The sequence below is a fragment of the Stenotrophomonas sp. 89682_Sma genome, from assembly GCF_056481405.1.
This window is the reverse complement of record NZ_CM151147.1, coordinates 24,584-45,911: the sequence shown is the minus strand read 5'-3', so window position 1 is coordinate 45,911 and position 21,328 is coordinate 24,584. Positions and strand designations below refer to the sequence as shown.

Annotated in this window: 20 protein-coding genes; 10 read left to right on the top strand and 10 right to left on the bottom strand. The window is 67.4% G+C overall.

The window, feature by feature from the left end; all coding sequences use genetic code 11:
* Positions 1-81: 81 nt before the first annotated feature.
* A complete protein-coding gene (locus tag ACZK29_RS00215) occupies positions 82-414 on the bottom strand; it encodes an EF-hand domain-containing protein (RefSeq protein WP_111202378.1) in 333 nt (110 codons plus the stop codon).
* Entirely contained in the window at positions 411-1,613 is a 1,203-nt protein-coding gene (locus ACZK29_RS00210; protein WP_164147650.1) for a DesA family fatty acid desaturase, read from the bottom strand. Before ACZK29_RS00210 ends, ACZK29_RS00215 begins: the two co-directional genes overlap by 4 nt.
* Positions 1,614-1,764: 151 nt before the next feature.
* On the opposite strand from ACZK29_RS00210, the gene ACZK29_RS00205 reads away from it, so the two are divergent.
* On the top strand, positions 1,765-2,586 hold the full coding sequence (locus ACZK29_RS00205; protein WP_478446512.1) for an ABC transporter ATP-binding protein: 822 nt from the start codon (positions 1,765-1,767) through the stop codon (positions 2,584-2,586).
* Between the two features lie 301 nt (positions 2,587-2,887).
* Here the strand turns inward: ACZK29_RS00205 and ACZK29_RS00200 are convergent, their stop codons facing one another.
* Together ACZK29_RS00200 and ACZK29_RS00195 are read right to left on the bottom strand one after the other, a co-directional pair.
* Positions 2,888-4,090 carry a DUF4785 domain-containing protein gene (locus ACZK29_RS00200; protein ID WP_111202381.1) on the bottom strand — a complete coding sequence of 401 codons (1,203 nt, stop codon included), beginning with the start codon at positions 4,088-4,090 and terminating at the stop codon, positions 2,888-2,890.
* 11 nt (positions 4,091-4,101) lie between these two features.
* Positions 4,102-4,980 (bottom strand): hypothetical protein, encoded by an 879-nt coding sequence (locus ACZK29_RS00195; protein ID WP_164147658.1) that lies wholly within the window; start codon positions 4,978-4,980, stop codon positions 4,102-4,104.
* A gap of 261 nt (positions 4,981-5,241) precedes the next feature.
* On the opposite strand from ACZK29_RS00195, the gene ACZK29_RS00190 reads away from it, so the two are divergent.
* A complete protein-coding gene (locus ACZK29_RS00190; protein WP_478446511.1) occupies positions 5,242-6,081 on the top strand; it encodes an acid phosphatase in 840 nt (279 codons plus the stop codon).
* Positions 6,082-6,229: 148 nt separating this feature from the next.
* Here the strand turns inward: ACZK29_RS00190 and ACZK29_RS00185 are convergent, their stop codons facing one another.
* Positions 6,230-8,500 carry a TonB-dependent receptor gene (locus tag ACZK29_RS00185; protein WP_005407481.1) on the bottom strand — a complete coding sequence of 757 codons (2,271 nt, stop codon included), beginning with the start codon at positions 8,498-8,500 and terminating at the stop codon, positions 6,230-6,232.
* Between the two features lie 158 nt (positions 8,501-8,658).
* Between ACZK29_RS00185 and ACZK29_RS00180 the strand changes: the two genes are divergently transcribed.
* Complete coding sequence (locus tag ACZK29_RS00180) at positions 8,659-9,675, top strand: TIGR00266 family protein (RefSeq protein ID WP_478446510.1); 1,017 nt, start codon at positions 8,659-8,661, stop codon at positions 9,673-9,675.
* Between the two features lie 178 nt (positions 9,676-9,853).
* Entirely contained in the window at positions 9,854-10,846 is a 993-nt protein-coding gene (locus tag ACZK29_RS00175; RefSeq protein ID WP_019337382.1) for a patatin-like phospholipase family protein, read from the top strand.
* 39 nt (positions 10,847-10,885) lie between these two features.
* Here the strand turns inward: ACZK29_RS00175 and ACZK29_RS00170 are convergent, their stop codons facing one another.
* Complete coding sequence (locus ACZK29_RS00170) at positions 10,886-11,371, bottom strand: Lrp/AsnC family transcriptional regulator (RefSeq protein ID WP_014035441.1); 486 nt, start codon at positions 11,369-11,371, stop codon at positions 10,886-10,888.
* Positions 11,372-11,496: 125 nt separating this feature from the next.
* Between ACZK29_RS00170 and phhA the strand changes: the two genes are divergently transcribed.
* Positions 11,497-12,390, top strand: coding sequence for a phenylalanine 4-monooxygenase (gene phhA / locus ACZK29_RS00165; protein ID WP_111203943.1), 894 nt, complete (start codon positions 11,497-11,499; stop codon positions 12,388-12,390).
* Between the two features lie 106 nt (positions 12,391-12,496).
* Here phhA and ACZK29_RS00160 read toward each other — a convergent pair whose 3' ends face one another.
* Complete coding sequence (locus tag ACZK29_RS00160; protein WP_478446509.1) at positions 12,497-13,552, bottom strand: LacI family DNA-binding transcriptional regulator; 1,056 nt, start codon at positions 13,550-13,552, stop codon at positions 12,497-12,499.
* Positions 13,553-13,791: 239 nt separating this feature from the next.
* Here ACZK29_RS00160 and ACZK29_RS00155 point away from each other — a divergent pair, with 239 nt between their 5' ends.
* The 4 genes from ACZK29_RS00155 to ACZK29_RS00140 all read left to right on the top strand — a co-directional run bounded on the left by ACZK29_RS00155 (position 13,792) and on the right by ACZK29_RS00140 (position 16,790).
* The gene (locus ACZK29_RS00155) at positions 13,792-14,382 is read left to right on the top strand and encodes a cysteine dioxygenase family protein (RefSeq protein ID WP_478446508.1); all 591 of its coding nucleotides are present in this window, start codon (positions 13,792-13,794) and stop codon (positions 14,380-14,382) included.
* 124 nt (positions 14,383-14,506) lie between these two features.
* A complete protein-coding gene (eda, locus tag ACZK29_RS00150; RefSeq protein WP_049402962.1) occupies positions 14,507-15,145 on the top strand; it encodes a bifunctional 4-hydroxy-2-oxoglutarate aldolase/2-dehydro-3-deoxy-phosphogluconate aldolase in 639 nt (212 codons plus the stop codon).
* Positions 15,146-15,241: 96 nt separating this feature from the next.
* Positions 15,242-16,270 (top strand): alcohol dehydrogenase AdhP, encoded by a 1,029-nt coding sequence (gene adhP / locus ACZK29_RS00145; protein WP_478446507.1) that lies wholly within the window; start codon positions 15,242-15,244, stop codon positions 16,268-16,270.
* A 127-nt stretch (positions 16,271-16,397) separates the two neighbouring features.
* Positions 16,398-16,790: a hypothetical protein gene (locus ACZK29_RS00140; protein ID WP_049402959.1), complete on the top strand. Its 393-nt coding sequence runs from the start codon at positions 16,398-16,400 to the stop codon at positions 16,788-16,790.
* 71 nt (positions 16,791-16,861) lie between these two features.
* Here ACZK29_RS00140 and ligD read toward each other — a convergent pair whose 3' ends face one another.
* The 3 genes from ligD to ACZK29_RS00125 form a co-directional block, all read right to left on the bottom strand.
* The gene (ligD, locus tag ACZK29_RS00135) at positions 16,862-19,348 is read right to left on the bottom strand and encodes a DNA ligase D (protein WP_111203938.1); all 2,487 of its coding nucleotides are present in this window, start codon (positions 19,346-19,348) and stop codon (positions 16,862-16,864) included.
* 3 nt (positions 19,349-19,351) lie between these two features.
* Positions 19,352-20,272, bottom strand: a complete 921-nt coding sequence (gene ku, locus ACZK29_RS00130; RefSeq protein ID WP_005411774.1) for a non-homologous end joining protein Ku — start codon at positions 20,270-20,272, stop codon at positions 19,352-19,354.
* Positions 20,273-20,436: 164 nt separating this feature from the next.
* Positions 20,437-20,835, bottom strand: coding sequence for a hypothetical protein (locus ACZK29_RS00125; protein WP_012478657.1), 399 nt, complete (start codon positions 20,833-20,835; stop codon positions 20,437-20,439).
* 147 nt (positions 20,836-20,982) lie between these two features.
* On the opposite strand from ACZK29_RS00125, the gene ACZK29_RS00120 reads away from it, so the two are divergent.
* Positions 20,983-21,321, top strand: a complete 339-nt coding sequence (locus ACZK29_RS00120) for a hypothetical protein (protein ID WP_111203937.1) — start codon at positions 20,983-20,985, stop codon at positions 21,319-21,321.
* Positions 21,322-21,328: the final 7 nt, after the last annotated feature.

Below are 21,328 nucleotides of genomic sequence, written 5' to 3'. Positions count from 1 at the left end.
GATTCTACGCCGGGCATGGCCCGGCGCTACCGGGACCAGTGCACCTGGTAGCGCCGGGCCATGCCCGGCGACGGTGCAGAGTCAGCGCGGCGGCGCCGCCAGCTCCCGTGCATCCAGGAAGCCGTCGCCGTTGGCATCCTGCGTGTGGAAGCGCTGCACGATCACCTGCCGCTGCTGCTCGCGGCTGATCGCCCTGCCCTTGCCACCGGGCAGTTCCTCGGCCGTCAACACGCCATCACCATTGCGGTCCATGCGGTCGAAGGCATACAGCATCCACTGCACGTACTCGGCCTCGCTGACCTTGCCGTCGCCATCGCTGTCCATCCGCTGCAGGTAGCTGGCAGTGTCGGTGACCTGGGCCAGCACCGCGCCCGGCAGCAGCGCCGCCAGCAATAGTCCGTACCCTGCCCTCACGCGCCCACCAGGCTGTAGCCCTTCAATCGTGCGGCGTAGGCCTGCAACGCCGCGATACCGCTTTCCTCGGCCTCGCGGCACCAGGCCTGCAGCTGGTGCAGGCGCTCGGCCGCATCGTGGCCGCGGGCCTCGAGCAGCGCCGCCAGCCGCGCGCGATACTCCACCAGGGTGCGGATGCGCGGGCGTTGTGCCACCCATTCGCTCAGCTGGGCGCGGCTATCGGGCTTCAACCAGCGACCATCATTGACCAGGCCACGGCGCAACCGGCGCGGCAGCAGGCGGCGCAGCTTGGCACCGGCGTGAGCGGCCTCCTCGCGCAGGGCGGGCATGAACACGTTGCGCTGGTAATCGGTCATCGCCTGGAAGCGGTGCGACAGCAGCGCCTTCAGGGTTTCGGCATCGGGCACGGCGATGTTCGGGCGCACGTCCATGGCCGGCGCCACCCGCAGCACCTTGGCCAGGCGCAGCGCCTGCAGCAGGCGGATCGCACTCCAGCCGATGTCGAATTCCCAGCGCCGCATCGCAAAGCGCGCCGAGCTGGGGAAGGCATGGTGATTGTTGTGCAGCTCCTCGCCACCGATCCAGAACCCCCACGGCGTGAGATTGGTGGAGGTATCGGCGGACTCGTAGTTGCGGTAGCCCCACCAGTGACCCAGGCCATTGACCACGCCGGCCGCCCAGAACGGAATCCACGCCATCTGGATCGCCCACAGGGCCACGCCGGGCAGGCCAAACAACACGGTATTGATCGCGAACAGCAGCACCGGCCCCAACGTGGCATGCGGGGTATACAGGCGGCGCTCGATCGCATCATCGGGGGTGCCGCGCCCGTACTGCTCGATGTCCGCGCGCTGGCCCCGAGCTTCCCGGTACAGCTCCACGCCGTGCCAGAACACCTTGCCGATGCCGCGGGTGACCGGACTGTGCGGATCGTCCTCGGTCTCCACCTTGGCGTGGTGCTTGCGGTGGATGGCTACCCATTCGCGGGTGATCATCGACGTGGTGAGCCATAGCCAGAACCGGAACACGTGGGCCAGTGCCGGGTGGAAATCGACCCCGCGATGGGCCTGGCTGCGATGCAGGTACAGGGTCACCGAGAAGATGGTCACCTGGGTGAAGACCAGCAGCACCGCCAGCATGGCCCACCAGCCCAGGCCCAGCACACCACCGGTCAACAGGGACATCAGGGCATCGGGCATGGCGGCTCTCCGTATCGACGCGGGGATGGCAGACATCATGGGCGCTTGCGTTGCAAACTGCATCCCTGCGGCGGTGATTGCCACCGTCATCCGTGGCACCGTTCACAGTTGGGGACCTGAGTTGTCGAGCCTTGATCCACGCGCCAGCACCATGACTGCCGCCCCGCCCGTTGCGGAGCTGCCCCCCTTGATCGAACTGGACCGCGCCACCGTGGTGCGCGGCCAGGTGAAGGTGCTGCACGGGCTCAGCCTGCGCATTGCGCAGGGCCAGCACACCGCCCTGCTCGGCCCCAACGGTTGCGGCAAATCGACCTTCATCAAGCTGATCACCCGCGAGCTGTACCCGCTGGCGCAAAGCGACGGCACGGTGGCCGTGAAGGTGCTGGGCCAGAACCGCTGGCAGGTGGACCGGCTGCGTTCGCAGCTGGGCATCGTCACCGGCGACCTCAGCAGCAACCTGGCCGACATGCCGGGACTGACCGTGGAACAGGCGGTGCTGTCCGGCTTCTTCGCCAGCTACGTGGTGCCGGCCTTCCGCGAGGTGACTGCCGACATGCGTGCACGCGTCGGTGAGACACTGGCGATGACCGGCGCGCTGGCACTGCGCGAGCGCGCCTATGCCGAACTGTCGGCCGGCGAGACCCGCCGCGTGCTGATCGCCCGCGCGCTGGTCAACCGGCCGCAGGCACTGCTGCTGGACGAACCCTCCACCGGGCTGGACCTGGTGGCCCGCGAGCAACTGGTAGCGACCATGCGGGTACTGGCGCAGCAGGGCATCACCCTGGTGCTGGTGACCCACCACATCGAAGAGATCATTCCCGAAATCGAGCGGGTGGTGCTGCTGCGCGACGGCCGCGTACTGGCCGACGGCACCCGCGCCGAGCTGCTGCGCAACGAACCGCTGTCGGCGGTGTTCGGCGGCGCGATCACCGTATGCGAGCAGGAAGGCCGGCTGACCGCGTACGCGGGCTGAGACGGAGCCCTCGAGGGAAACAAGGGGCTTGGAAACCGACGGGCCTGGGAAACCGATGGGCCCGGAAACCGGCGGCGGTAGAGTCGACTGTTAGTCGACTATCGCGCGCAGCGCGGGATCTTTGCGATTCAGGCGAAGGGCAGTCGACTAACAGTCGACTCTACCCCGTCGTCATGTCATTCCCCGTCGTGATGCCATCCCCCCGTCATGGCATCCCCCCTCGTGATCCCATTCCCCATGTGATGCCATTCCGTCGCCATGCCGGTGCAGCGGGCCGGAACCCGGCCCGCTGCACGCAACCTCAGAACCGCAACGCCAGCGCGCGCGATTCGATCGGTGCCATCCGGCTCTGATCCTGCAGCTGCAGGTCGCGCAGCTCGTACGGCGCGCCGAAGCCGGCCGGCAACGCGGCCTGGTCGAACGGCAGCACCAGCTGGCCACGCCCCGGACCATCGAACCACGCGGCCGCATGCGCCTGCGCGACCGGCTTCAGCTGGCCATCGTGGCCGGTGGCATACAGCGTGCCACGCGCCTCGTAACGGCCAGCGGCGGCTACCTGCAGCGGCAGTGCGACCTGTCGACTGGCCGGGTCCGGCGCCGCCTGGCCACTGAAGCGGGCGGTCGGACGCGCCACCGCGAAGGCGACCTTGCCATCGCGCAACACACCATCGGCCTGGGCGAACACCTGCAGCTCCCACAGCCCCTGCGCGTTGCCGACATCAGCCGGAATCCGCACCTGCGCACGCAGGGCACCATCGGTGGTGCGCAGCAGGCGCTGCGGCCAACTGCGGCCGTCCGGCGCAACCAGCAACGCTTCACCGCCCAGGCTGCTGCGGCGCGAGGCCAGCGTTGCGGGAGTAGCGCCGTCTTCCAGCAGGCGCGCCTGCAGCTGCAGGTTGCCACCGGCCAGCACCTGCGCCTGGTTGGCCTGCACCTCCAGCCGCAGCGGACTGTTCGGTTCCAGCACCTGCACCACGTAGCGGCCCTGTGCCTGCGCGCTCTGCAGCGTGTACGCACCGGCCGCACTGGTCGCGCCGGTACGCAGCATGCTGCTGCCATCACTCACCGGCATGCCGGCCTCCTGCAGCGCGCGCGCGTCGACACTGCGGGCCACGCTGCTGCGGCCTGCCGGGTCGCGCACCTGCAGCGAGTTGGCCGGCACTGCACGCGCGCCTTCGGCCGGGCTCAGCTGGATCACCGCATCGGCGGCCGTCAGCGGTAGATCGAGGCCGCGCTGCAGTTGCGTGCCATCGACCTGCTGCCAGTAGCTGCGGCTGACCGAGGCATACGGCGTGGCCGCCTGCAGCGGCTGTGCCGGGTCCAGGGCCCAGGCAAAGGACAGCGGCGCGTGTTCGCTTTCATCGGCCGGCAGCGGCGCGGCAACCAGCGCCGCAGGCACCTGATCGCCGGCACGTGCGGCACTCAACGGCTGCGCAGCCTGCGCTGTGGAGAGGGCCAGCACCGCCAGCACCGCGCTGGCCAGCAAGGTGGAATGGGTCGTCATGGTCATCTCCCTCACTGGGCCAGGTCGGTGCGCAGGATCGTGCCGAGGCCGAAGCACTCGCGGCGGCTCTGGTTGTGGCTGAGCGGCTCGGCATCCTTGGTGCGCTGCTTGTCGGTGAACCAGGTGGTGCCGGCGGCCTTCTGGCTGCTGCACTCCAGGAAGCCGTCGGAGCAGGACGACAGCCAGTTCTGGGTGAACTCCAGACCGACATTGGCGGCGTAGCCCCCGCAGTAGCTGTTGTTGTCCCACACCGCCGATTCCACGTCGCTGCCGACCACGGCGCGGAACGGTTTGGGCAGCGCCGGGCGACCCGCGGTGCCGTACAGGTTCTGCGCGTTGTAGGTGGCCATGCTCGCCACCTGCTGCTGGCGCACCGCGTCGTTCTTGTAACCCAGCAGCCAGCCCAGCGAGGTTTCGAAGGTGTTGCCGTTGAGCACCGCATCGGCCAGCGGCGTGCCGGCCGAGGACGGTGCCAGCGCGTTGACCTTGCGCACCGTACGGATGATCTTCGGATAGCGGCTGTCGTAGGTCGGGTTGGACAGGATCCAGCGCATCACGTTGCCGCCGTTGGAGTGGGTGATCACCACCAGCTGGGTGATGCCACGGCTGTCGATGAAGCCGGTCAGCTGGTTGGCCAGGCAGCCGGCGGCCTCCGGCTTCCACATGTACTGGGTGAAGTCGCAGTTGATGACCACGTAGTTGCTGCTGTTCGGCAGGCCCTGGCGCACGGTGTCGATGATGGCCGGCTGCCAGTAGTCCTGGGTGGCATTGGTCTGCGCGCCGGTGCCATGCACGAAGGCCACGCCGACCACGTCGGCGGCCTGCGCCGACGTTGCTGCAAGCCCGAGGAGCAGGGCCAGGACGGTACTTCCTGTTGCGGTGCTGCGCATCGCTTCTCTCCCTCTGTCTGCGGATCCCCCCGACCCGGCTGGAACTGGACGGCCCTGGCGCTTGCCGTTGTGCCGATGCTCACGGTGCAGCGGCGTGAAAGTCCGTGCGCTGCGCCCGGATTCAGGAGACTGACGCCACTCGATGACGTTTTTCATATCGCGGCAATGACCATGCCGGGTCTGGCCGTATGACCGATGGCCACTGCGGTGTCGTATACGGGCTGCGATCATGGCGCGATGTTTTTTCCCCGGAGCCCGTCCATGTCGCTGATTTCCCACCCTGCCCGCCCGCTGCTCTGCCTTGCCGTGGCCGTGGCCCTGGCCGGTTGTGCCGCCACCGCCGCCAAGCCGACCGCCGTCGAGGCCAACATCACCACCAAGGCCGTGGGCTATCTGGACAAGGATTCGGTCCCGGCCAGCCTGGACCTGGTGCCGGCGCCGCCGGTGGCCGGTTCGGCCGCCCTTGCCTTGGACGAACAGGTCAGTCGTGAAGCGCGTGCACTGCGTGGCAGCGCGCGCTTCGCCCAGGCCGGCGTCGATGCGGAACTCGGCTTCCCCGAAGGCGCCAACCACTTCTCCTGTGCCGCCGACATCGACGTCGACGCGGTGAAGACTCCGGCGCTGTACCGCCTGCTGGAGCGCAGCCGGATCGACGCCAGCGCCGCCACCAAGGCGGCCAAGAACCACTACCAGCGCCCGCGCCCGTTCATGGTCAACGGTGAACCGACCTGCTCGCCGAAGGACGAGGAAGGCCTGCGCAAGAACGGTTCCTACCCATCCGGCCACACCTCGATCGGCTGGGCCTGGGCACTGATCCTGTCCGAGATCGCGCCGGACCGAGCCGATGCGATCCAGGCCCGCGGCCGCAACTACGGCGAGAGCCGCCTGGTCTGCAACGTGCACTGGCAGAGCGACATCCTGGAAGGCCGCTTCATGGGCGCCGCCGCCGTGGCCCGCCTGCACGACAACGCCGCGTTCAACAAGGACCTGCTGGCCGCGCGCCAGGAGATCGCCGCCGCGCGCAAGGCCGGCCTGCATTCCAGCCGCGACTGCGCGGCCGAGAACGCCGTGCTGAAGGTGCGCCCGCAGAGCGCGCTGTAAGCGCACGCCGGATGGATCGTTGCCGGCCAGCGGCCGGCACTACCGGTTGCGACGCATGGGTAGCGCCGAGCCATGCCCGGCGGACACCGAACGCAGAAGGGCCGGCATTGCGCCGGCCCTTCTTCATTGCATCAATGCAACAACCGCATCAGAACTTCGCAGTGAACTCCACGCCCCAGGTCCGCGGCTCGTTGAGGAAGCCGGTCAGGTTGTTGAAGTCGATCGCACCGACCACGCGGGTCTGGTTGGTCAGGTTGCGACCGAACACCGCGACGTCGTACTGGCCGTAATCCCAGTTGTAGCCCAGGCGCAGGCCGCCTTCCAGCGAACTACGGCCGCGGAATTCCGGCGACTCGTAGATGAAGAAGTTCACCGCGCTGCGGTAGGCCCAGTCGGTGTAGGCGTACAGCTCGCTGCCGTCGCTGAGCGGGAAGCCCACGCGCAGGGTCGCGTTGTGGATCCACTTCGGTGCCTGCGGCAACGGGTTGCCGTTCACCAGCGCATAGGTCTGGCCGTTGATCACCGTGGTCGGGTCGGTAATGGTGCAGCCACCGCCGCAGATCGCCACCGCCAGGTTCTTGTCCTTGATCTCGGTGTCGTTGTAGCTGCTGCCGAAGGTCAGCAGGACGTTGTCGGCCAGGTAGGCCTCCAGGTCCAGCTCCACGCCCTGGCCGATGGTCTTGTCGGCATTGAGCAGGGTGGCGGTGTTGTTGCTGCCGCCCACGGCGATCAGCTGCTGGCCGTCGACGTTGTAGCGGAACACGCTCAGGCCCAGGCGCGCGCGGCGCTCGAACAGGTCGGCCTTGATGCCGGCTTCATACGAGATCACCTTCTCCGAATCGGCCTGCGACAGGCCCGGCGCGAAGGCCAGGCGGCCCTGGATCGACGGTGCGCGGAAGCCCTTGGCCACGCGGGCGTAGGCGTTGATGTCGTCGGTCAGCTTGTACACGCCGCTGACATCCCAGCTGACGTCGTTGACGTCGGTGTTGGCCAGGTACGGGCCGCTGACCGGGGTGCCGAACGGAACGGCCTGCAGCACGCTGGCGCTGAAGTCCTTCTTGTCCTGGGTATAGCGCACGCCGGCGCGGAGCTTGAAGCGGTCGGTGACATCGAAGTCGCCCGAAGCGAACACCGCCCACGCCTTGTTGCGCTGGTTCTGCACCACGTGGCCGGTCTGCGGGTTGCCCGGGGTCAGCGAGTCGTAGTTGAAGTTGTTGATGGTCACGTCTTCATCGAAGTAGAAGACGCCGGCCTGCCAGTCGAAGCGGCCCCATTCGTTGGACTCGATGCGCACTTCCTGCGTCCACTGCCGGTGGTGCGGCAGGCCGTCGGCCGACTCCGACGAGAACGGAATCAGGCCCGGACCGTAGTTGCCGGCACCGAGGAAGGCCGCACCGTAGCCGCCGTCGATGTCACCGCGGTTGAGCGATTCGGCGGTCTCGTAGCCGGTGATCGAGTGCAGGGTCACCGAGCCGAGGTTCCACTGCAGGCGCGCGCTGCCGCCCCAGGTTTCCAGGTCGGAGAAGTTGACGCCGTCGTTGGCCACCTTGTCGCGGTCGAAGTTCTCGACCAGCGAATTGCCGCCCTTCTGGATGATGTTGGCGCGGAACAGGCGCGCGGTGCCGTTGAGCTTGCGCTTGTGCAGGTTGAACAGCGCTTCGAAGTCGTCGCCTTCGTACAGGAACTGCACGCGGCCGGCGGCTTCGTCATAGCCTTCGAAGCCACTGTTGGGCGCACCGGCGCGGGTGTTGTCGACCCAGTCATCGCGGCGCTGGTAGATCGCCGAGACACGTGCCGACCAGCGGTCGGTCAGCGGGCCGCCGTAGGCGCCCTGCACATTCCAGCTGTTGTAGCTGCCGTAGCCCACGCGCACGTAACCGTCGGCATCCTGCGACGGACGCGCCGAATCGAACTTCACCACGCCGGCCGGGGTGTTGCGGCCGAACAGCGTGCCCTGCGGGCCACGCAGCACTTCCACGTTGGCCAGGTCGAACAGCGGGAAGCCCTTCAGCAGCGGGCTTTCCTGCACCACATCGTCATACACCAGCGACACCGGCTGCGAAGCATTGAGGTCGAAATCGGTGTTGCCCAGGCCACGGATGTAGAAGCGCGGGAAGGCGCGGCCGTAGGACGACTCGATGTTGAGGCTGGGCACGCGCGCGGCCAGGAAGCGGATGTCATCGCCGGCCGAGCCGAGCACATCCAGCTTCTCGCCCTGGATCGCGCTCAGTGCGACCGGTACGTCCTTGGCGTTCTCGACGCGGCGCTGCGCGGTCACCTGCAGGGCATCGAGGGCAACCGGATCCTTGGCGGCGGGGGTTTCCTGGGCGGCTGCTACCAGCGGCAGCAGGGCGGAAAGAGCGGCAACGAGGGGGCGCGCGACCGGAAGGCGGCCACGGGAAGTACGGGTCGGGGACATGGCGGTAGGCTGTGTTTGGAGGGGTGGTAAAACGGCGCTACCAGATAATTGTTGCAATACAGCACCTACGCCGCAAATGCCCGCCGTTCATGGCCCCATCACCGGCGCCCCCGGGTGCTCGCTAGACTCGGGGTTTCCACCGCGACGGACCCGCCGCCATGACCCAGTGGTACTTCCATGCCTCCGCCCAGGCCGAGCGCATCGGCCCGCTTGATGACGAGGCCGCGCGCCGCTACGCGCAGGCCAATCCACGCGCGCTGGCCTGGTGCCAGGGCATGAGCGGGTGGACGCCGACCGCCGAGGTGGCCGAGCTGCAGGCGCCGGCCCCGGGCATGCCCAACACCCCACCGCCGGTCCCCGCCGGCGCCAGCGGCCGCGCCGACGACATCGAGTTCCGCATCGTCGGCCATGAAATGCAGTTCGTGGAGATCGAGCTCGACCCCGGCGAGAGCGCCATCGCCGAGGCCGGCGCATTGATGTTCAAGGACGCCACGGTACAGATGGACACGGTGTTCGGCGCCGCCAACGGCGACCAGGGCGGCGGCTTCATGGGCAAGGTGATGGCCGCCGGCAAGCGCGTGCTGACCGGCGAGAGCCTGTTCGCCACCGTCTACACGCAGAGCGGGCACGGCAAGGGCAAGGTCGCCTTCGCCGCGCCCTACCCGGGCACGGTGCTGGCGATGAAACTGGACCAGCACGGCGGCCGCCTGATCTGCCAGAAGGACAGCTTCCTGGCCGGCGCGCGCGGCGTGCAGATCGGCGTGCAGTTCCAGCGCAAGATCATGACCGGCCTGTTTGGCGGCGAGGGCTTCATCATGCAGAAGCTGGAAGGCGACGGCTGGGTGTTCATCCACGCCGGTGGCTGCGTGGTCGAACGCGAGCTGGCTGCCGGTGAACGCCTGGACGTGGATACCGGCTGCGTGGTGGCGTATCACCCCACGGTGGACATGGACGTGCGCCGGGTCGCCGGCATCAAGAGCATGCTGTTCGGCGGCGAGGGCGTGTTCCTGGCCACGCTGACCGGCCCAGGCAAGGTCTGGCTGCAGTCGCTGCCGTTCTCGCGCCTGGCCGGCCGCATGTGGATGGCAGCGCCGCAGGGCGGCGGCCAGAGCCGCGGCGAAGGTTCGGTGCTGGGGGGTCTTGGCCGGATGCTGGACGGCGACAACCGGTTCTGACCCACTCGTTTGGTAGGTGCCGACCTTGGTCGGCACTGGAATCTGCGTGTGCCGACCAAGGTCGGCACCTACGGGGTCGTTTTTTGCTGAATAGGCAACTCCCCCACCCTGCCCGCCCCGCCACGGCTTCGGTATGCTGGCGCCCTTTCCCGAGTCCGGCGCCGCGAGCGCACTGCCGATGAGCCTGTTCCGCCCCCGCATGCTGCTGTCCGTCGCCCTGATCGGCCTGCTGGCCGGCTGCGGCGGCGATCCGGTCCGGCCCACGCCGCCGCCGGCCCCCACCGTGGTGCCGCAGGCCAAGCCGGTGAAGATCGGTATCGCGCTCGGCGGTGGCGCGGCCAAGGGCTTCGCCCACATCGGTGTGATCAAGATGCTGGAAGCCAATGGCTTCGAGCCCGCGGTGGTGTCCGGCACCAGTGCCGGCAGCGTGGTCGGCGCGCTGTATGCCAGCGGCATGGACGCGTTCCAGATGCAGAGCAAGGCGGTGGCGCTGGATGAAGCCAGCATCCGCGATGTGCGCCTGTTCTCCGGTGGCCTGGTGCAGGGCCAGAAGCTGCAGGACTACGTCAACGAACAGGTCGCCAACCGTCCGGCCGAACGCCTGAAGAAGCCGTTCGCCGCCGTCGCCACCCAGCTGGAAACCGGCGAGCGCGCGATCTTCGTGCGCGGCAACGTCGGCCAGGCGGTGCGCGCATCGAGCAGCATTCCCGGTGTGTTCGAGCCGGTGAAGATCGGCGGTCGCAACTACATTGATGGCGGTGTGGTCAGCCCGGTGCCGGTGGATGCCGCACGCCAGCTCGGCGCCGACTTCGTGATCGCCGTGGACATTTCCAGCAAGGCCAGCGGGAAGGCGCCGACCGACATGCTGGGCATCGTCAACCAGTCCATCTCGATCATGGGCCAGCGCCTGGGCGAGCAGGAACTGGCGCGCGCCGACATCGTCATCCGCCCGAAGGTGCTGGACATCGGCGCCGCCGATTTCAGCCAGCGTGGCACCGCGATCCTGGAAGGCGAGAAGGCCGCGATGGCAGCCATGCCGCAGATCCGCGCGAAGATCCAGCAGCTGCAGCGCGCGCGCGCCGCTGCAGCGGCGCCGGCCCCGGTGGCCGCGCCGAAGTGCGAGGAAGCCTCGCGCCTCGGCAAGCTGATGGGCCGCAAGGACAAGTGCTGATTCCTTGATGCGTGGCCACCGGGCACGCCCGGTGGTCGCTCAGGGCTCCAGCTGCGACAACGGCAACGCCTGGAACCCCTTCACCGTGCGCAGCACGAAGCTGGAATTGGCATCGGCCACGCCGCCGGCATTGAGCAGCCGGTCCAGCAGGAAGTGCGAGAAGTGCTCCAGGTCGCGCACGTAGACGTGCAGCAGGTAGTCCATGTCGCCGGTCAGCGCGTGGCAGGCCACCACTTCATCCCAGCCCTGCACGCTGTCCACGAAGTGGCCGATGGCGGCCTGGTCGTGCTTTTCCAGCTGCACGCGCACGAAGGCCTGCAGGCCCAGGCGCAACTGCCGCGGTTCCAGCCGCGCGCCGTAGCCGACGATCACACCCTCGCTTTCCAGCCGCTGCAACCGCCGCAGACAGGCCGAAGGCGAAAGATTCACCCGCGCCGCCAGTTCGGCGTTGGTGGCGCGCCCATCCCGCTGGATTTCAGCCAGCAGGCGTATATCCGTGCGATCGAACTGGACTTCTCCGGCCATTGTTGCCCCGCAACATGGTGAGTACGCAATGATCTTGCGCCAACAAGGCCAATCGGCGCAACTTTTGCAACCCTGTTGCGCGCGCCCTGCCCTAGCATCGTGGGTATCCCGTCAAGGAGTGCCGCATGGACCTCGCCCAGCCCCGCCGCGTCGAACACCAGCAGACCGACAAGGGCTACGTGCCGGTGTACACCACCGCGCTCGTCGAGCAGCCGTGGGACACCTATAGCGCCGACGACCACGCCACCTGGAGCACGCTGTACCAGCGCCAGCGCGAGCTGCTGATCGGCCGCGCCTGCCAGGAGTTCCTGGATGCACAGGACGAGATGGGCATGAGCGCGCACATGATTCCGCGCTTTGACCAGCTCAATGAGGTACTCGGCGCGGCCACCGGCTGGACCCTGGTCGGCGTCGAAGGCCTGCTGCCGGAACTGGATTTCTTCGACCACTTGGCCAACCGCCGTTTTCCGGTGACCTGGTGGATCCGTCGCCCGGACCAGATCGACTATATCGCCGAGCCGGACCTGTTCCACGATCTGTTCGGCCACGTGCCGCTGCTGATGAACCCGGTGTTCGCCGATTACATGGAGGCGTACGGGCGCGGCGGCGTCAAAGCGCACGCGATCGGCCCGGATGCGCTGCAGAACCTGACCCGCCTGTACTGGTACACGGTGGAGTTCGGCCTGATCGACACGCCTGAAGGCCTGCGCATCTACGGTGCCGGCATCGTGTCGTCGAAGGGCGAGTCGCTTTACTCGCTGGAATCGGCCGCGCCCAACCGCATCGGCTTCGACCTGCAGCGCATCATGCGCACGAAGTACCGCATCGACACCTTCCAGAAGACCTACTTCGTCATCGACAGCTTCGAGCAGCTGATGCAGGCGACGTCGCCGGACTTCACCCCGATCTACGCGGCACTGGCCGACCAGGCGCACCTGCCTGCCGGTGACGTGCAGAGCGATGACCGCGTGTTCCAGAAGGGCACGGGGGAAGGCTGGGCCGACGGCGGAGACGTGTAAGCACAACGCGCCCGGCTTCGCACTGAGAACGGCGCACATGGGTGCGCCGTTTTCAGTGATGCCTGTTGCCTGCGCCGTCGCGGCGGCGCAGGCGAGGGCAGGGTACTCAGGCGTCCACGGCCCGGCAGGAACCGCGCACCATCAGCTGTGGATGCACGCTGGCCGCAGTCGGGGCCTCAGGCACCTCGGTCTGCACCAGCATCGCCGCCGCCATGCGGCCGATGTCGGACACATGACGGCGCACCGAGGTCAGCGGTGGCCACAACCGCGAGGCCAGCGGGCTGTCGTCGTAGCTGACGATCGACAGCTGCTGTGGCACGGCAATACCCGCGCGCAGCGCAACCTGGTAGACACCGGCCGCCATCTCGTCGTTGCCGACGAAGATCGCGCTGGGGCGTTGCCCGCCCATCAGCAGGCGCTCTGCGGCATGCACGCCGGACTCGAAGGTGTCGTCCGCTTCAAGTACGCGCTCACCCGGCAGGGTCAGGCCCACCTGTGCCAGCCGATCAAGGAAACCATGGGTACGTTCGCGTGCGGCCCGCCGGTCACCCGGTCCGGCGATCACCGCGATGTCACGATGGCCGAGCGATAGCAGGTAGCCCGCTGCAGCGGCAGCACCATCGCGGTCATGGGTGACCACGGCCTGGGTTTCATCCTCCGAAGCATGCGCATCGATGCGGATGTAGCGGCAGTCGATCGCGTCGAGCATCTGCGCCAGCGCCACCGACTCGGAGGCGCGCGGGCCCAGGATCACGCCATGCAGTTTCTGCTGCTGCACGAAGCGGCGCACGCCGTCCGCACAATCCGGATCCTGGCTGTTGCACGGGTGTACCACCAGCTCATAGCCGGTGCCGCGCAGCGCTTCCAGCGCGCCGTGCTGCAGGTCGACAATGCATTGGGCGCCGGGGTCGTCATACACCAGGCCGATCAGGAAGGAGCGGCGGAACGCGAGCCCGCGCGCCAGGGGGTCGGGCACGTAACCGACCTCGCGCATCAACGCCTCGACCTTGTCGCGGGTGTCTTTGCGCACCAGCGGCGAGTTGTTGATGATTCTTGAAACCGTTTTCTTGGAAACTCCCGACAGTCGTGCGATGTCGTTGATCGTGGCAGCCTTGCCCTTCGATGCCGGCAACGCGGCATCGCTAATATTTCGCACTGACATGTATAGAACCAGGTAAGTCGGAGAATTCTAGCCTTGCGCCCGTCGGGCGCGAAGTTGCGGAATGTCGCAGCGGATCTGAATCGTGTCGTGTTCGACACGTTCTGCTGCGCGAGGTTCCATTGTGATCGCTCTACTGCCTCTGCATCTGAACCGTTCTCTCGCGCGTGTTCACCCTGAATGCGGACGCGACGCGCGCGAACGCCAACATTCCCTTAACCATGCTTCGCTACATTCGGGGCATGGACCTGCAGACTTCTCCGTTTCCGCCGTTCCGTGGCCGCGACCGGTTGATCGCCGCAGTCGATGCGGCGATGACCTCCGGTGATGCCGAGCGCATCACGGCCGACCTGCAGCTGGCGCTGCAGGAAGCCATAGCCGACAGCCGCATCGAATTGCCCGAATGCGTGCATCGGCCGGTCAGTGATCATTACGCGCGACGTCCGCTGTACCACAGCCGCGAACACGGCTACAGCGTGATTGCCATGAGCTGGGGCCCAGGGCAGGGCACGCCGCTGCACGACCACGATGCCATGTGGTGTGTGGAGGGAGTGTGGTTGGGCGAACTGGAGATCACCCGTTACGAGCTGCTGGAGTGCGCCGGCGAGCGCTGGCGCTTCCGCCGCCACGCCGCGCTGCGCGGCGGCTGCGGCAGTGCCGGCAGCCTGATCCCGCCTCACGAGTACCATACCCTGCGCAACGCCAGCGATGACACACTGGCGATCTCGGTACACGTGTACGAGGCGCCGATGGAGCGCTCGGCGGTGTTCGATCCGCTTGGGGGTGACTGGTACCAGCGCCGTATCCAGGCGTTGCAGGCCGATCCGGCCTGAGCCGGGCAGAGGGCAGAGGGCAGGGCAGCGGACAGCGTCTTCGCAGCGCGCATGGCATCATGCGCCGCTGCGCTGCCGGACCCGGCGGCGATCCGAAATGCCCCGTCGGGCAAGGAGCAAGACCATGTCCAGCGCTGATCCGCGCCTGCGCGCGCTGTTGAAGCTGGCACCGGTGATTCCGGTGTACACCCCCGAAGACGTGAATGAAGCCGTCGAGGTAGCCCAGGCACTGTTCCGCGGTGGCCTGCCGGTGATCGAGGTGACCCTGCGCACGCCGCAGGCGCTGGACGCCATCAAGGCGATGGTCGAGGCCGTGCCGGATGCGGTGATCGGCGCCGGTACCGTGCTCAATGCCGCACAGATGCAGGCGGCGAAGCAGGCCGGCGCGCGCTTCGCGGTGTCGCCCGGGGCTACACCGGCCCTGTATGCCGCCGCACGCGATGCCGACCTGCCATACCTGCCCGGTGCCGCCACCGCCTCGGACCTGATCCTGGGCCTGGAACACGGCAAGGACACCTTCAAGTTCTTCCCGGCCGTGCAGGCCGGCGGTGCCGCGCTGCTGGCGGCCTGGCACGGCCCGTTCGCCGACGTGCGCTTCTGCCCGACCGGCGGCATCAGCGCGCAGACCGCGCCGCAGTTCCTGCACCTGCCCAATGTGCTGTGCGTGGGCGGTTCGTGGCTGACCACCCCGGCGCTGCTGCAGACCCGTGACTGGGAGGCGATCGAGCGCCTGGCGCGCGAGGCATCGGTGCTGGCCAGCTGAACACGCTGCACGAATCTCCAAAGGTTTGATCGTGATCAAAGCGCCGGCCTCGAGCCGGCGTCATTCTGTGGGCAAGCGCACTGCGGAGATCCGAACATGCAATCCACCATGAAGACCGCCGTCGTACGCGAGTTCGGCAAGCCACTGGTCATCGAGGAAGTCTCGGTACCGCGCCCGGGGGCGGGCGAGGTGCTGGTCAGGATCGAGGCCTGTGGCGTCTGCCACACCGACCTGCACGCCGCCGAGGGCGACTGGCCGGTGAAACCGAACCCGCCATTCATCCCCGGCCACGAGGGCGTGGGGCACGTCGTGGCCGTGGGAGGCGGGGTAGGGCACGTCAAGGAAGGCGACAGGGTCGGCATCCCCTGGTTGTACTCGGCGTGTGGCCATTGCGAACACTGCCTGGGCGGCTGGGAAACGCTGTGCGAAACGCAGCGCAATACCGGCTACTCGGTCAACGGCGGCTTCGCCGAGTACGCACTGGCCGATGCCAACTATGTCGGCCTGCTTCCGAAGGAAGTGGGCTTCGTCGAGATCGCGCCGGTGCTGTGCGCCGGCGTGACCGTCTACAAGGGCCTGAAGGTCACCGACACCAAGCCCGGTGACTGGGTGGCGATCTCCGGCATCGGCGGCCTGGGCCACATGGCGGTGCAGTACGCCCGCGCGATGGGCTTGAACGTGGCCGCGGTGGACGTGGACGACAGCAAGCTGGCGCTGGCGCGGCAGCTCGGTGCGCAGGTCACCGTCAACGCACGCACCACCGATCCGGCCGCGTTCCTGAAGAAGGAAATCGGCGGCGCGCACGGCGCCCTGGTCACCGCGGTTTCACCGAAGGCATTCGAGCAGGCGCTGGGCATGGTCCGCCGTGGCGGCACCGTGTCGCTCAACGGCCTGCCGCCGGGCAATTTCCCGCTGGACATCTTCGGCATGGTGCTCAACGGCATCACCGTACGCGGCTCGATCGTCGGCACCCGGCTGGATCTGCAGGAATCGCTGCAGTTCGCCGCCGAAGGCAAGGTCGCGGCCACGGTCAGCACCGACCGCCTGGAAAACATCAACGATGTGTTCGCGCGGATGCACGCGGGCACCATCGAAGGCCGCGTGGTGATCGACTTCGCCGCCTGACCGCCTGTGCATGGCCGCCGCTGCTCCGTACCCCTCTCCCACGGGCACGGCGGCCATGCCGATCCATCGGTAGTGCCGGCCGCTGGCCGGCAACCCGGGCACTCCGTGGCAGCCGTACAATGCGCGCATGCCTGGCCTGCTCAAGACCCTGTTCCTGTCCATCGTCGCCCTGATCGGCGGCGTGCTGTCGCTTGCCCTGGTCAGCAGCGTCGCCAGCTGGCTGCCGCCGCTGCTGGGCCTGTCACCGGACAACAACAGCATGCAGCTGGGCTGGGATCTGGCCTTCAGCGTGCTCGGCGGCATCGCAGGCATCGCCTTCGCCACCTACTACGCGCCCTGCTGGCCGCGTTCGCACGGCTTCTCGATCTGGTCGCTGATCGCACTGGGCTGCGGATACGCGATGTGGACCGCAGGCGCGGATTTCCCGCTCTGGTTCGTCATTTCGCTGCTTGCATCGCTGCCGCTGCAGCTGCTGGTGGGCTGGTGGTTCGGCCGCCGCCCCTCGCGGGATCCGCGCTGAACGTATGCAGGTAGTGCCGGCCGCTGGCCGGCAACCTCCGCCATCCTGCAGTTGCCGGCCAGCGGCCGGCACTACCGCTTCAGCGACGGCAGCGTCTGCTTCAACCGCGCGATGCCCTGCCATGGGTCACCCTTCAGCCGCTTCGCGCGCGCCAGTGCCTTGGCCATCGGAAACGCGTCGGCCGCACTGACGCGTGCAAGCTCTTCCCAGCGCAGCGGCACCGCCACGCCGGCAGCATCGCGCGCGCGCAGCGACCACGAACACACGCTGGTCGCACCGCGTGTGTTGCGCAGCCAGTCAATGAAGATCACGCCGCTGCGCTTGGCCTTGCTCATCGTCGCCACGTAGCGATCAGGCTGCTCCAGCGCCATTGCCTGCGCGAACGCCTCGCAGAACGCCTTCGCCTCGTCCCATCCGGCCTTGGGCTGGAGCGGCACCACCACGTGCACGCCTTTGCCACCGGACAGCCGCACGAAGCTCTGCAGGCCCACCTGCTGCAGGCGGTCACGGACATCGCGCGCAGCGGCCTTCACCTGTGCCCAGTTCACCCCTTCGCCGGGATCGAGATCGAACACGAGGCGGTCTGGATGCTCGGGATCGGCCACGGTCGCGCCCCACGGATGCAGCTCCAGCGTGTTCATCTGCACCAGCTGCAGCAGGCCCCGCGCATCGTCGACGTAGACGTAGTCCTCGCGGCCGCTCTTCTGCTGCAGGGGTACCGCATGTACCGCGTCCCCCAGGCCGGGGCCATGGTGCTTCTGGAAGAAGCAGGCCTTGCCCACGCCCTCCGGGCAGCGCAGCAGTGACAGTGGACGTCCGGCGATTTCGGGCAGGATCCAGCGCGCCATGCGCTGGTAGTAGTCGGCCACGTCACCCTTGCGCAGTTTCTGCTTTGGAAACACCACCCGCTCCGGATGAGTGATCTGGACCTCGCCTCCGGTTTCGGCATGCGCGGTGCTCATTCCCAGGTCCTCCTTCTGCTTGTCGCTGCGCAGTCGCTTGAAACTGGCCTGGCGCAGCAGGCCTTCCTTGCCCCAGCCACGGAAGGCCACCTCGGCAACCGCCACCGGCTTCACCCAGCGTACGCTGGCAGCGCGGAACGGCACATGCGCCGGCAGCTGCAGCACGGGCGTCTTCACTGCCAACGGCTGCAGTGCCTTGAGCAGCGTGCGCAGGCTTTCGTCGTCGAAGCCGGTGCCAACGCGGCCCACATAGCGCAATCCGCCCTTCTCCGGCGTCGCCAGCAGCAGCGAGCCGAACCCCACCCGGGAACCCTTGGGTGCCGTGTAGCCGACGATCAGGAACTCGTCGGTGTCTTCGTGCTTCACCTTCACCCAGCTGCGCGCGCGGGTATTCACGTACGGGGCATCCACCTGCTTGCTGACGATGCCTTCGAATCCGGCCTTGCCACTGGCGTCGAACACCTGCGGGCCATGGTCGATCACGTGCTCGCTGAAGGCCAGGGTGCCGGGCATTGGCCCGATGAGGGCCTTCAGCAGCGCCTTGCGCTCCACCAGCGATGCACGACTGATGTCCACGCCGGCCACACCCGGAAGATCGAACACGATGTAGCGCAGCGGTTGTTTTGAACTGCCGTCGATCACCCGCTGCAACGCTGCGAAGTCACTGCGTCCTTCCTTGTCCAGCACCACCAGTTCGCCGTCCAGACGTGCATCGCGCACCGGCAGCGCCTGCACGGCCTGCACCACTTCGGGAAAATCATCGGTCCAATCCAGACCATTGCGGGAGCGCAGCCTGACCTCGCCATAGTGCAGATCAGCCAGCAGGCGATAGCCATCCCACTTGATTTCGTGAAGCCAGCGGTCGCCGTCCGGCGCACTGTCGCGATGATCGGTCAACTGCGGTTTGAATGCATGCGGGTAGGGTGCGTCACGTGCGCCGTGCAGTTGCAGCGCGCGTGCATGCCAGCGCACATCGGCCTTGCGTGTGGTCGTGCGTGCGACGGGTGCAGCGCGCGCCGTCTTGTCCGCGGAACGCTTCTTCGCCGCAGGTGTTCGTTTCGGCATCGGTGCCGTCAGCAGGTCATCCGCCTCCGCGTCGCGCGCTTCCCCGTCACCGCGCTTGATCAACAGCCACTGCACCTGGCGTCCTTTCATCGCGGTCCGCACCAGCTTCCAGCCACCGGCCAGGCGTTGTCCATGCAGCACGAAGTCGATCTTGCCCGCCGCCAGTGCCTGCAGTGGATCGCCTTCACAGGCCCAGGTGCCGTGATCGAAGACTTCCACGTGGCCCGCACCATAGTGACCTTCAGGAATGTCTCCCTCGAAACCGGCGTAGGACAACGGATGGTCTTCCACTTCCACGGCCAGCCGCTTTTCACCGACGCGCAGGGAAGGCCCCTTGGGCACCGCCCAGCTCTTCAGTACGCCGTCCATTTCCAGGCGGAAGTCATAGTGACGCGAGCTGGCATGGTGCAGCTGGATGACAAAGGTCGGCCGCCGCTTCGGGTCGCCCGGTGCGGGCGTGTCGTCGGGCTCCGTTGTCTGCCCGGCGCCACCGCCAAGCCGGCGTTTGCGCCGATACTGGTGCAACGACATGGCTCACCCCGCCTTGCGTCGGGGTGCGGTCTTCTTTGCAGCCTTCTTCGTTGTCTTCTTTGCGGCCTTCTTCACTGGCGACTTGGCGGCTGCTTTGCGCGTTGCGGCCTTCTTCGCTGGCGTTCGCTTGTTCGCATCCAGGCTCTTCTGCAGCAGCGCCATGAAGTCGACCACATTGGTACTGGCGTCCTCGCGCGGTGCCGGCTCATCGTCCACCCGCGTGGTGCCGCCCTTGGATTTGATGCGCTTGTTCAACACCTGCTGCAGGCGCTCGCGGAATTCATCGTGGTACTGCGACGGATCCCAGTCGCCGGCCATCGACTCGATCAACTGCTCGGCCATCGCCGTTTCCTTGCTGGTGATGCGGTAGTCGGACAGTTTTCCGGTGGGCAGCTTGTAGTCCTCGGGATCCACCAGTTCCTGCGGATAGCGCAGGATCATCAGCACCAGCGCGTCCTCATGCGGCATCACCGCACACAGGTATTCGCGCGTACGCACCACCACCCGCGCGATGCCCACCTTGCCGGTGCTGCGCAACGTTTCGCGCAGCAGCACATAGCCTTTCTCGGCCTTCTTGCCGGGCACCAGCAGATACGGTTTCTCGTAATAGCGCGGGTCGATCTGCGCCGCATCCACGAATGATTCCACCTCCACCGCTTCGTGGCTTTCAGGCGCGGCCGAGCGGATATCACCTTCCTCCAGCACGACATAACTGCCCTTGTCGTACTCATAGGCTTTGACGATGTCCTTCCAGGGCACCTCCTCGCCGGTGTCGGCGTTGACCCGTTCGAAACGGATCGGTTTGCGATCGCGGGAATCGAGCATGCGGAACTGCAGGTCGACCTTGCGTTCGCCGGACATCAGCGACACCGGCACGTTGAGCAGGCCAAACGACAGCGTGCCGGTCCAGATCGGGCGGGCCATGGGCGTACCTTTGGCGGGGCAGGGCATCCAGCTTCGGATGGGCGGTGTAAACCACCCGTGTCGATACCGTGCACGTGGGTTCTACGCAGATGCGGTAGTGCCGGCCGCTGGCCGGCAGAGCTCGCGGCCTGAAGTTTCCTGGGGTTGCCGGCCAGCGGCCGGCACTACTGCAGCAACGGCCTCACCGCCGCCGCCGGAATATGGTCCAGCGCGCGCCAGGCGTCTTCCACCACCGGCCGCGCCTGCGACCAGCCCAAGCGTGACTGCCCGCGCATCTGTTCCCAGTGCTCGGCCAGTTCCTCGCAGGTATCGGCGGCATCACCGCGTGGCCAATCCGCGGCATGCGTGGTCAACGCGAAGGCATACACCGGGCACAGGTCGCGCCAGTTGCGGTGGCTCTGCCCGCGGCGCTCCTCGTAGTCGCTGAGCATGTACTGCAGGTAGTCCTGCGCCACCGCCTGGGGGTCTTCATGGCGACGCGTACGGCGCTGCGCGCTGCGCTGGCCGAGCGGATCGAGCAGGGCGTTGAACACGGACGGTGCGGGTCGTTCAAGACGGGGCATGGCCGGCTCCTGCAGCGGGGGCGGGTGGGCAGGAATACGCGCGGTGCCGTTACCGGGGGGTGAGCGAGATGTTCATGACGCCAGGTTCGCAACGGCTTTACCTGCGGGGCGGTGTAGTGGAATCCCCCCAAGGGCAGGTACCAGACCATGAGCCGAGAGACCTCGCGAGACCCGCTGCGGGAGAACCACCCGCCCATTCCCGGCGAGCAGCGCGGCAAGCGCGATACCGACAACGCCGACTACCGCGGCACCGGCGCGCCGTTCTTCGATGCCGAGCACGACCACCTGCCGGTGAAGCACGAGGCTGAACAGGCGGCCCAGGACCGCAAGGACGGCGGTGACCGCCATCGCGGCGGCCAGGAAAGCCCGCTCAAGCGCCGTGAACGCAAGCAGCGCGCCAGCGACAACCAGGACGAGGCGCTGGAAGAGACCTTCCCGGCCAGCGACCCGACCTCACCGTTCGTGCCAGCCAAGGCCCCCGACTGACCGGTAG

What these genes read in the sequence shown, in the direction of transcription:
- ku (WP_005411774.1), bottom strand. Translation starts at nt 20,272, where the DNA reads ATGGCCCGCCCGATCTGGACCGGCACGCTGTCGTTTGGCCTGCTCAAC.
- ACZK29_RS00125 (WP_012478657.1), bottom strand. Translation starts at nt 20,835, where the DNA reads ATGCCCCGTCTTGAACGACCCGCACCGTCCGTGTTCAACGCCCTGCTC.
- ACZK29_RS00175 (WP_019337382.1), top strand. Translation starts at nt 9,854, where the DNA reads ATGAGCCTGTTCCGCCCCCGCATGCTGCTGTCCGTCGCCCTGATCGGC.
- ACZK29_RS00120 (WP_111203937.1), top strand. Translation starts at nt 20,983, where the DNA reads ATGAGCCGAGAGACCTCGCGAGACCCGCTGCGGGAGAACCACCCGCCC.
- ACZK29_RS00210 (WP_164147650.1), bottom strand. Translation starts at nt 1,613, where the DNA reads ATGCCCGATGCCCTGATGTCCCTGTTGACCGGTGGTGTGCTGGGCCTG.
- adhP (WP_478446507.1), top strand. Translation starts at nt 15,242, where the DNA reads ATGCAATCCACCATGAAGACCGCCGTCGTACGCGAGTTCGGCAAGCCA.
- ACZK29_RS00140 (WP_049402959.1), top strand. Translation starts at nt 16,398, where the DNA reads ATGCCTGGCCTGCTCAAGACCCTGTTCCTGTCCATCGTCGCCCTGATC.
- ACZK29_RS00155 (WP_478446508.1), top strand. Translation starts at nt 13,792, where the DNA reads ATGGACCTGCAGACTTCTCCGTTTCCGCCGTTCCGTGGCCGCGACCGG.
- ligD (WP_111203938.1), bottom strand. Translation starts at nt 19,348, where the DNA reads ATGTCGTTGCACCAGTATCGGCGCAAACGCCGGCTTGGCGGTGGCGCC.
- ACZK29_RS00195 (WP_164147658.1), bottom strand. Translation starts at nt 4,980, where the DNA reads ATGCGCAGCACCGCAACAGGAAGTACCGTCCTGGCCCTGCTCCTCGGG.
- ACZK29_RS00200 (WP_111202381.1), bottom strand. Translation starts at nt 4,090, where the DNA reads ATGACGACCCATTCCACCTTGCTGGCCAGCGCGGTGCTGGCGGTGCTG.
- ACZK29_RS00170 (WP_014035441.1), bottom strand. Translation starts at nt 11,371, where the DNA reads ATGGCCGGAGAAGTCCAGTTCGATCGCACGGATATACGCCTGCTGGCT.
- eda (WP_049402962.1), top strand. Translation starts at nt 14,507, where the DNA reads ATGTCCAGCGCTGATCCGCGCCTGCGCGCGCTGTTGAAGCTGGCACCG.
- phhA (WP_111203943.1), top strand. Translation starts at nt 11,497, where the DNA reads ATGGACCTCGCCCAGCCCCGCCGCGTCGAACACCAGCAGACCGACAAG.
- ACZK29_RS00180 (WP_478446510.1), top strand. Translation starts at nt 8,659, where the DNA reads ATGACCCAGTGGTACTTCCATGCCTCCGCCCAGGCCGAGCGCATCGGC.
- ACZK29_RS00190 (WP_478446511.1), top strand. Translation starts at nt 5,242, where the DNA reads ATGTCGCTGATTTCCCACCCTGCCCGCCCGCTGCTCTGCCTTGCCGTG.
- ACZK29_RS00185 (WP_005407481.1), bottom strand. Translation starts at nt 8,500, where the DNA reads ATGTCCCCGACCCGTACTTCCCGTGGCCGCCTTCCGGTCGCGCGCCCC.
- ACZK29_RS00205 (WP_478446512.1), top strand. Translation starts at nt 1,765, where the DNA reads ATGACTGCCGCCCCGCCCGTTGCGGAGCTGCCCCCCTTGATCGAACTG.
- ACZK29_RS00160 (WP_478446509.1), bottom strand. Translation starts at nt 13,552, where the DNA reads ATGTCAGTGCGAAATATTAGCGATGCCGCGTTGCCGGCATCGAAGGGC.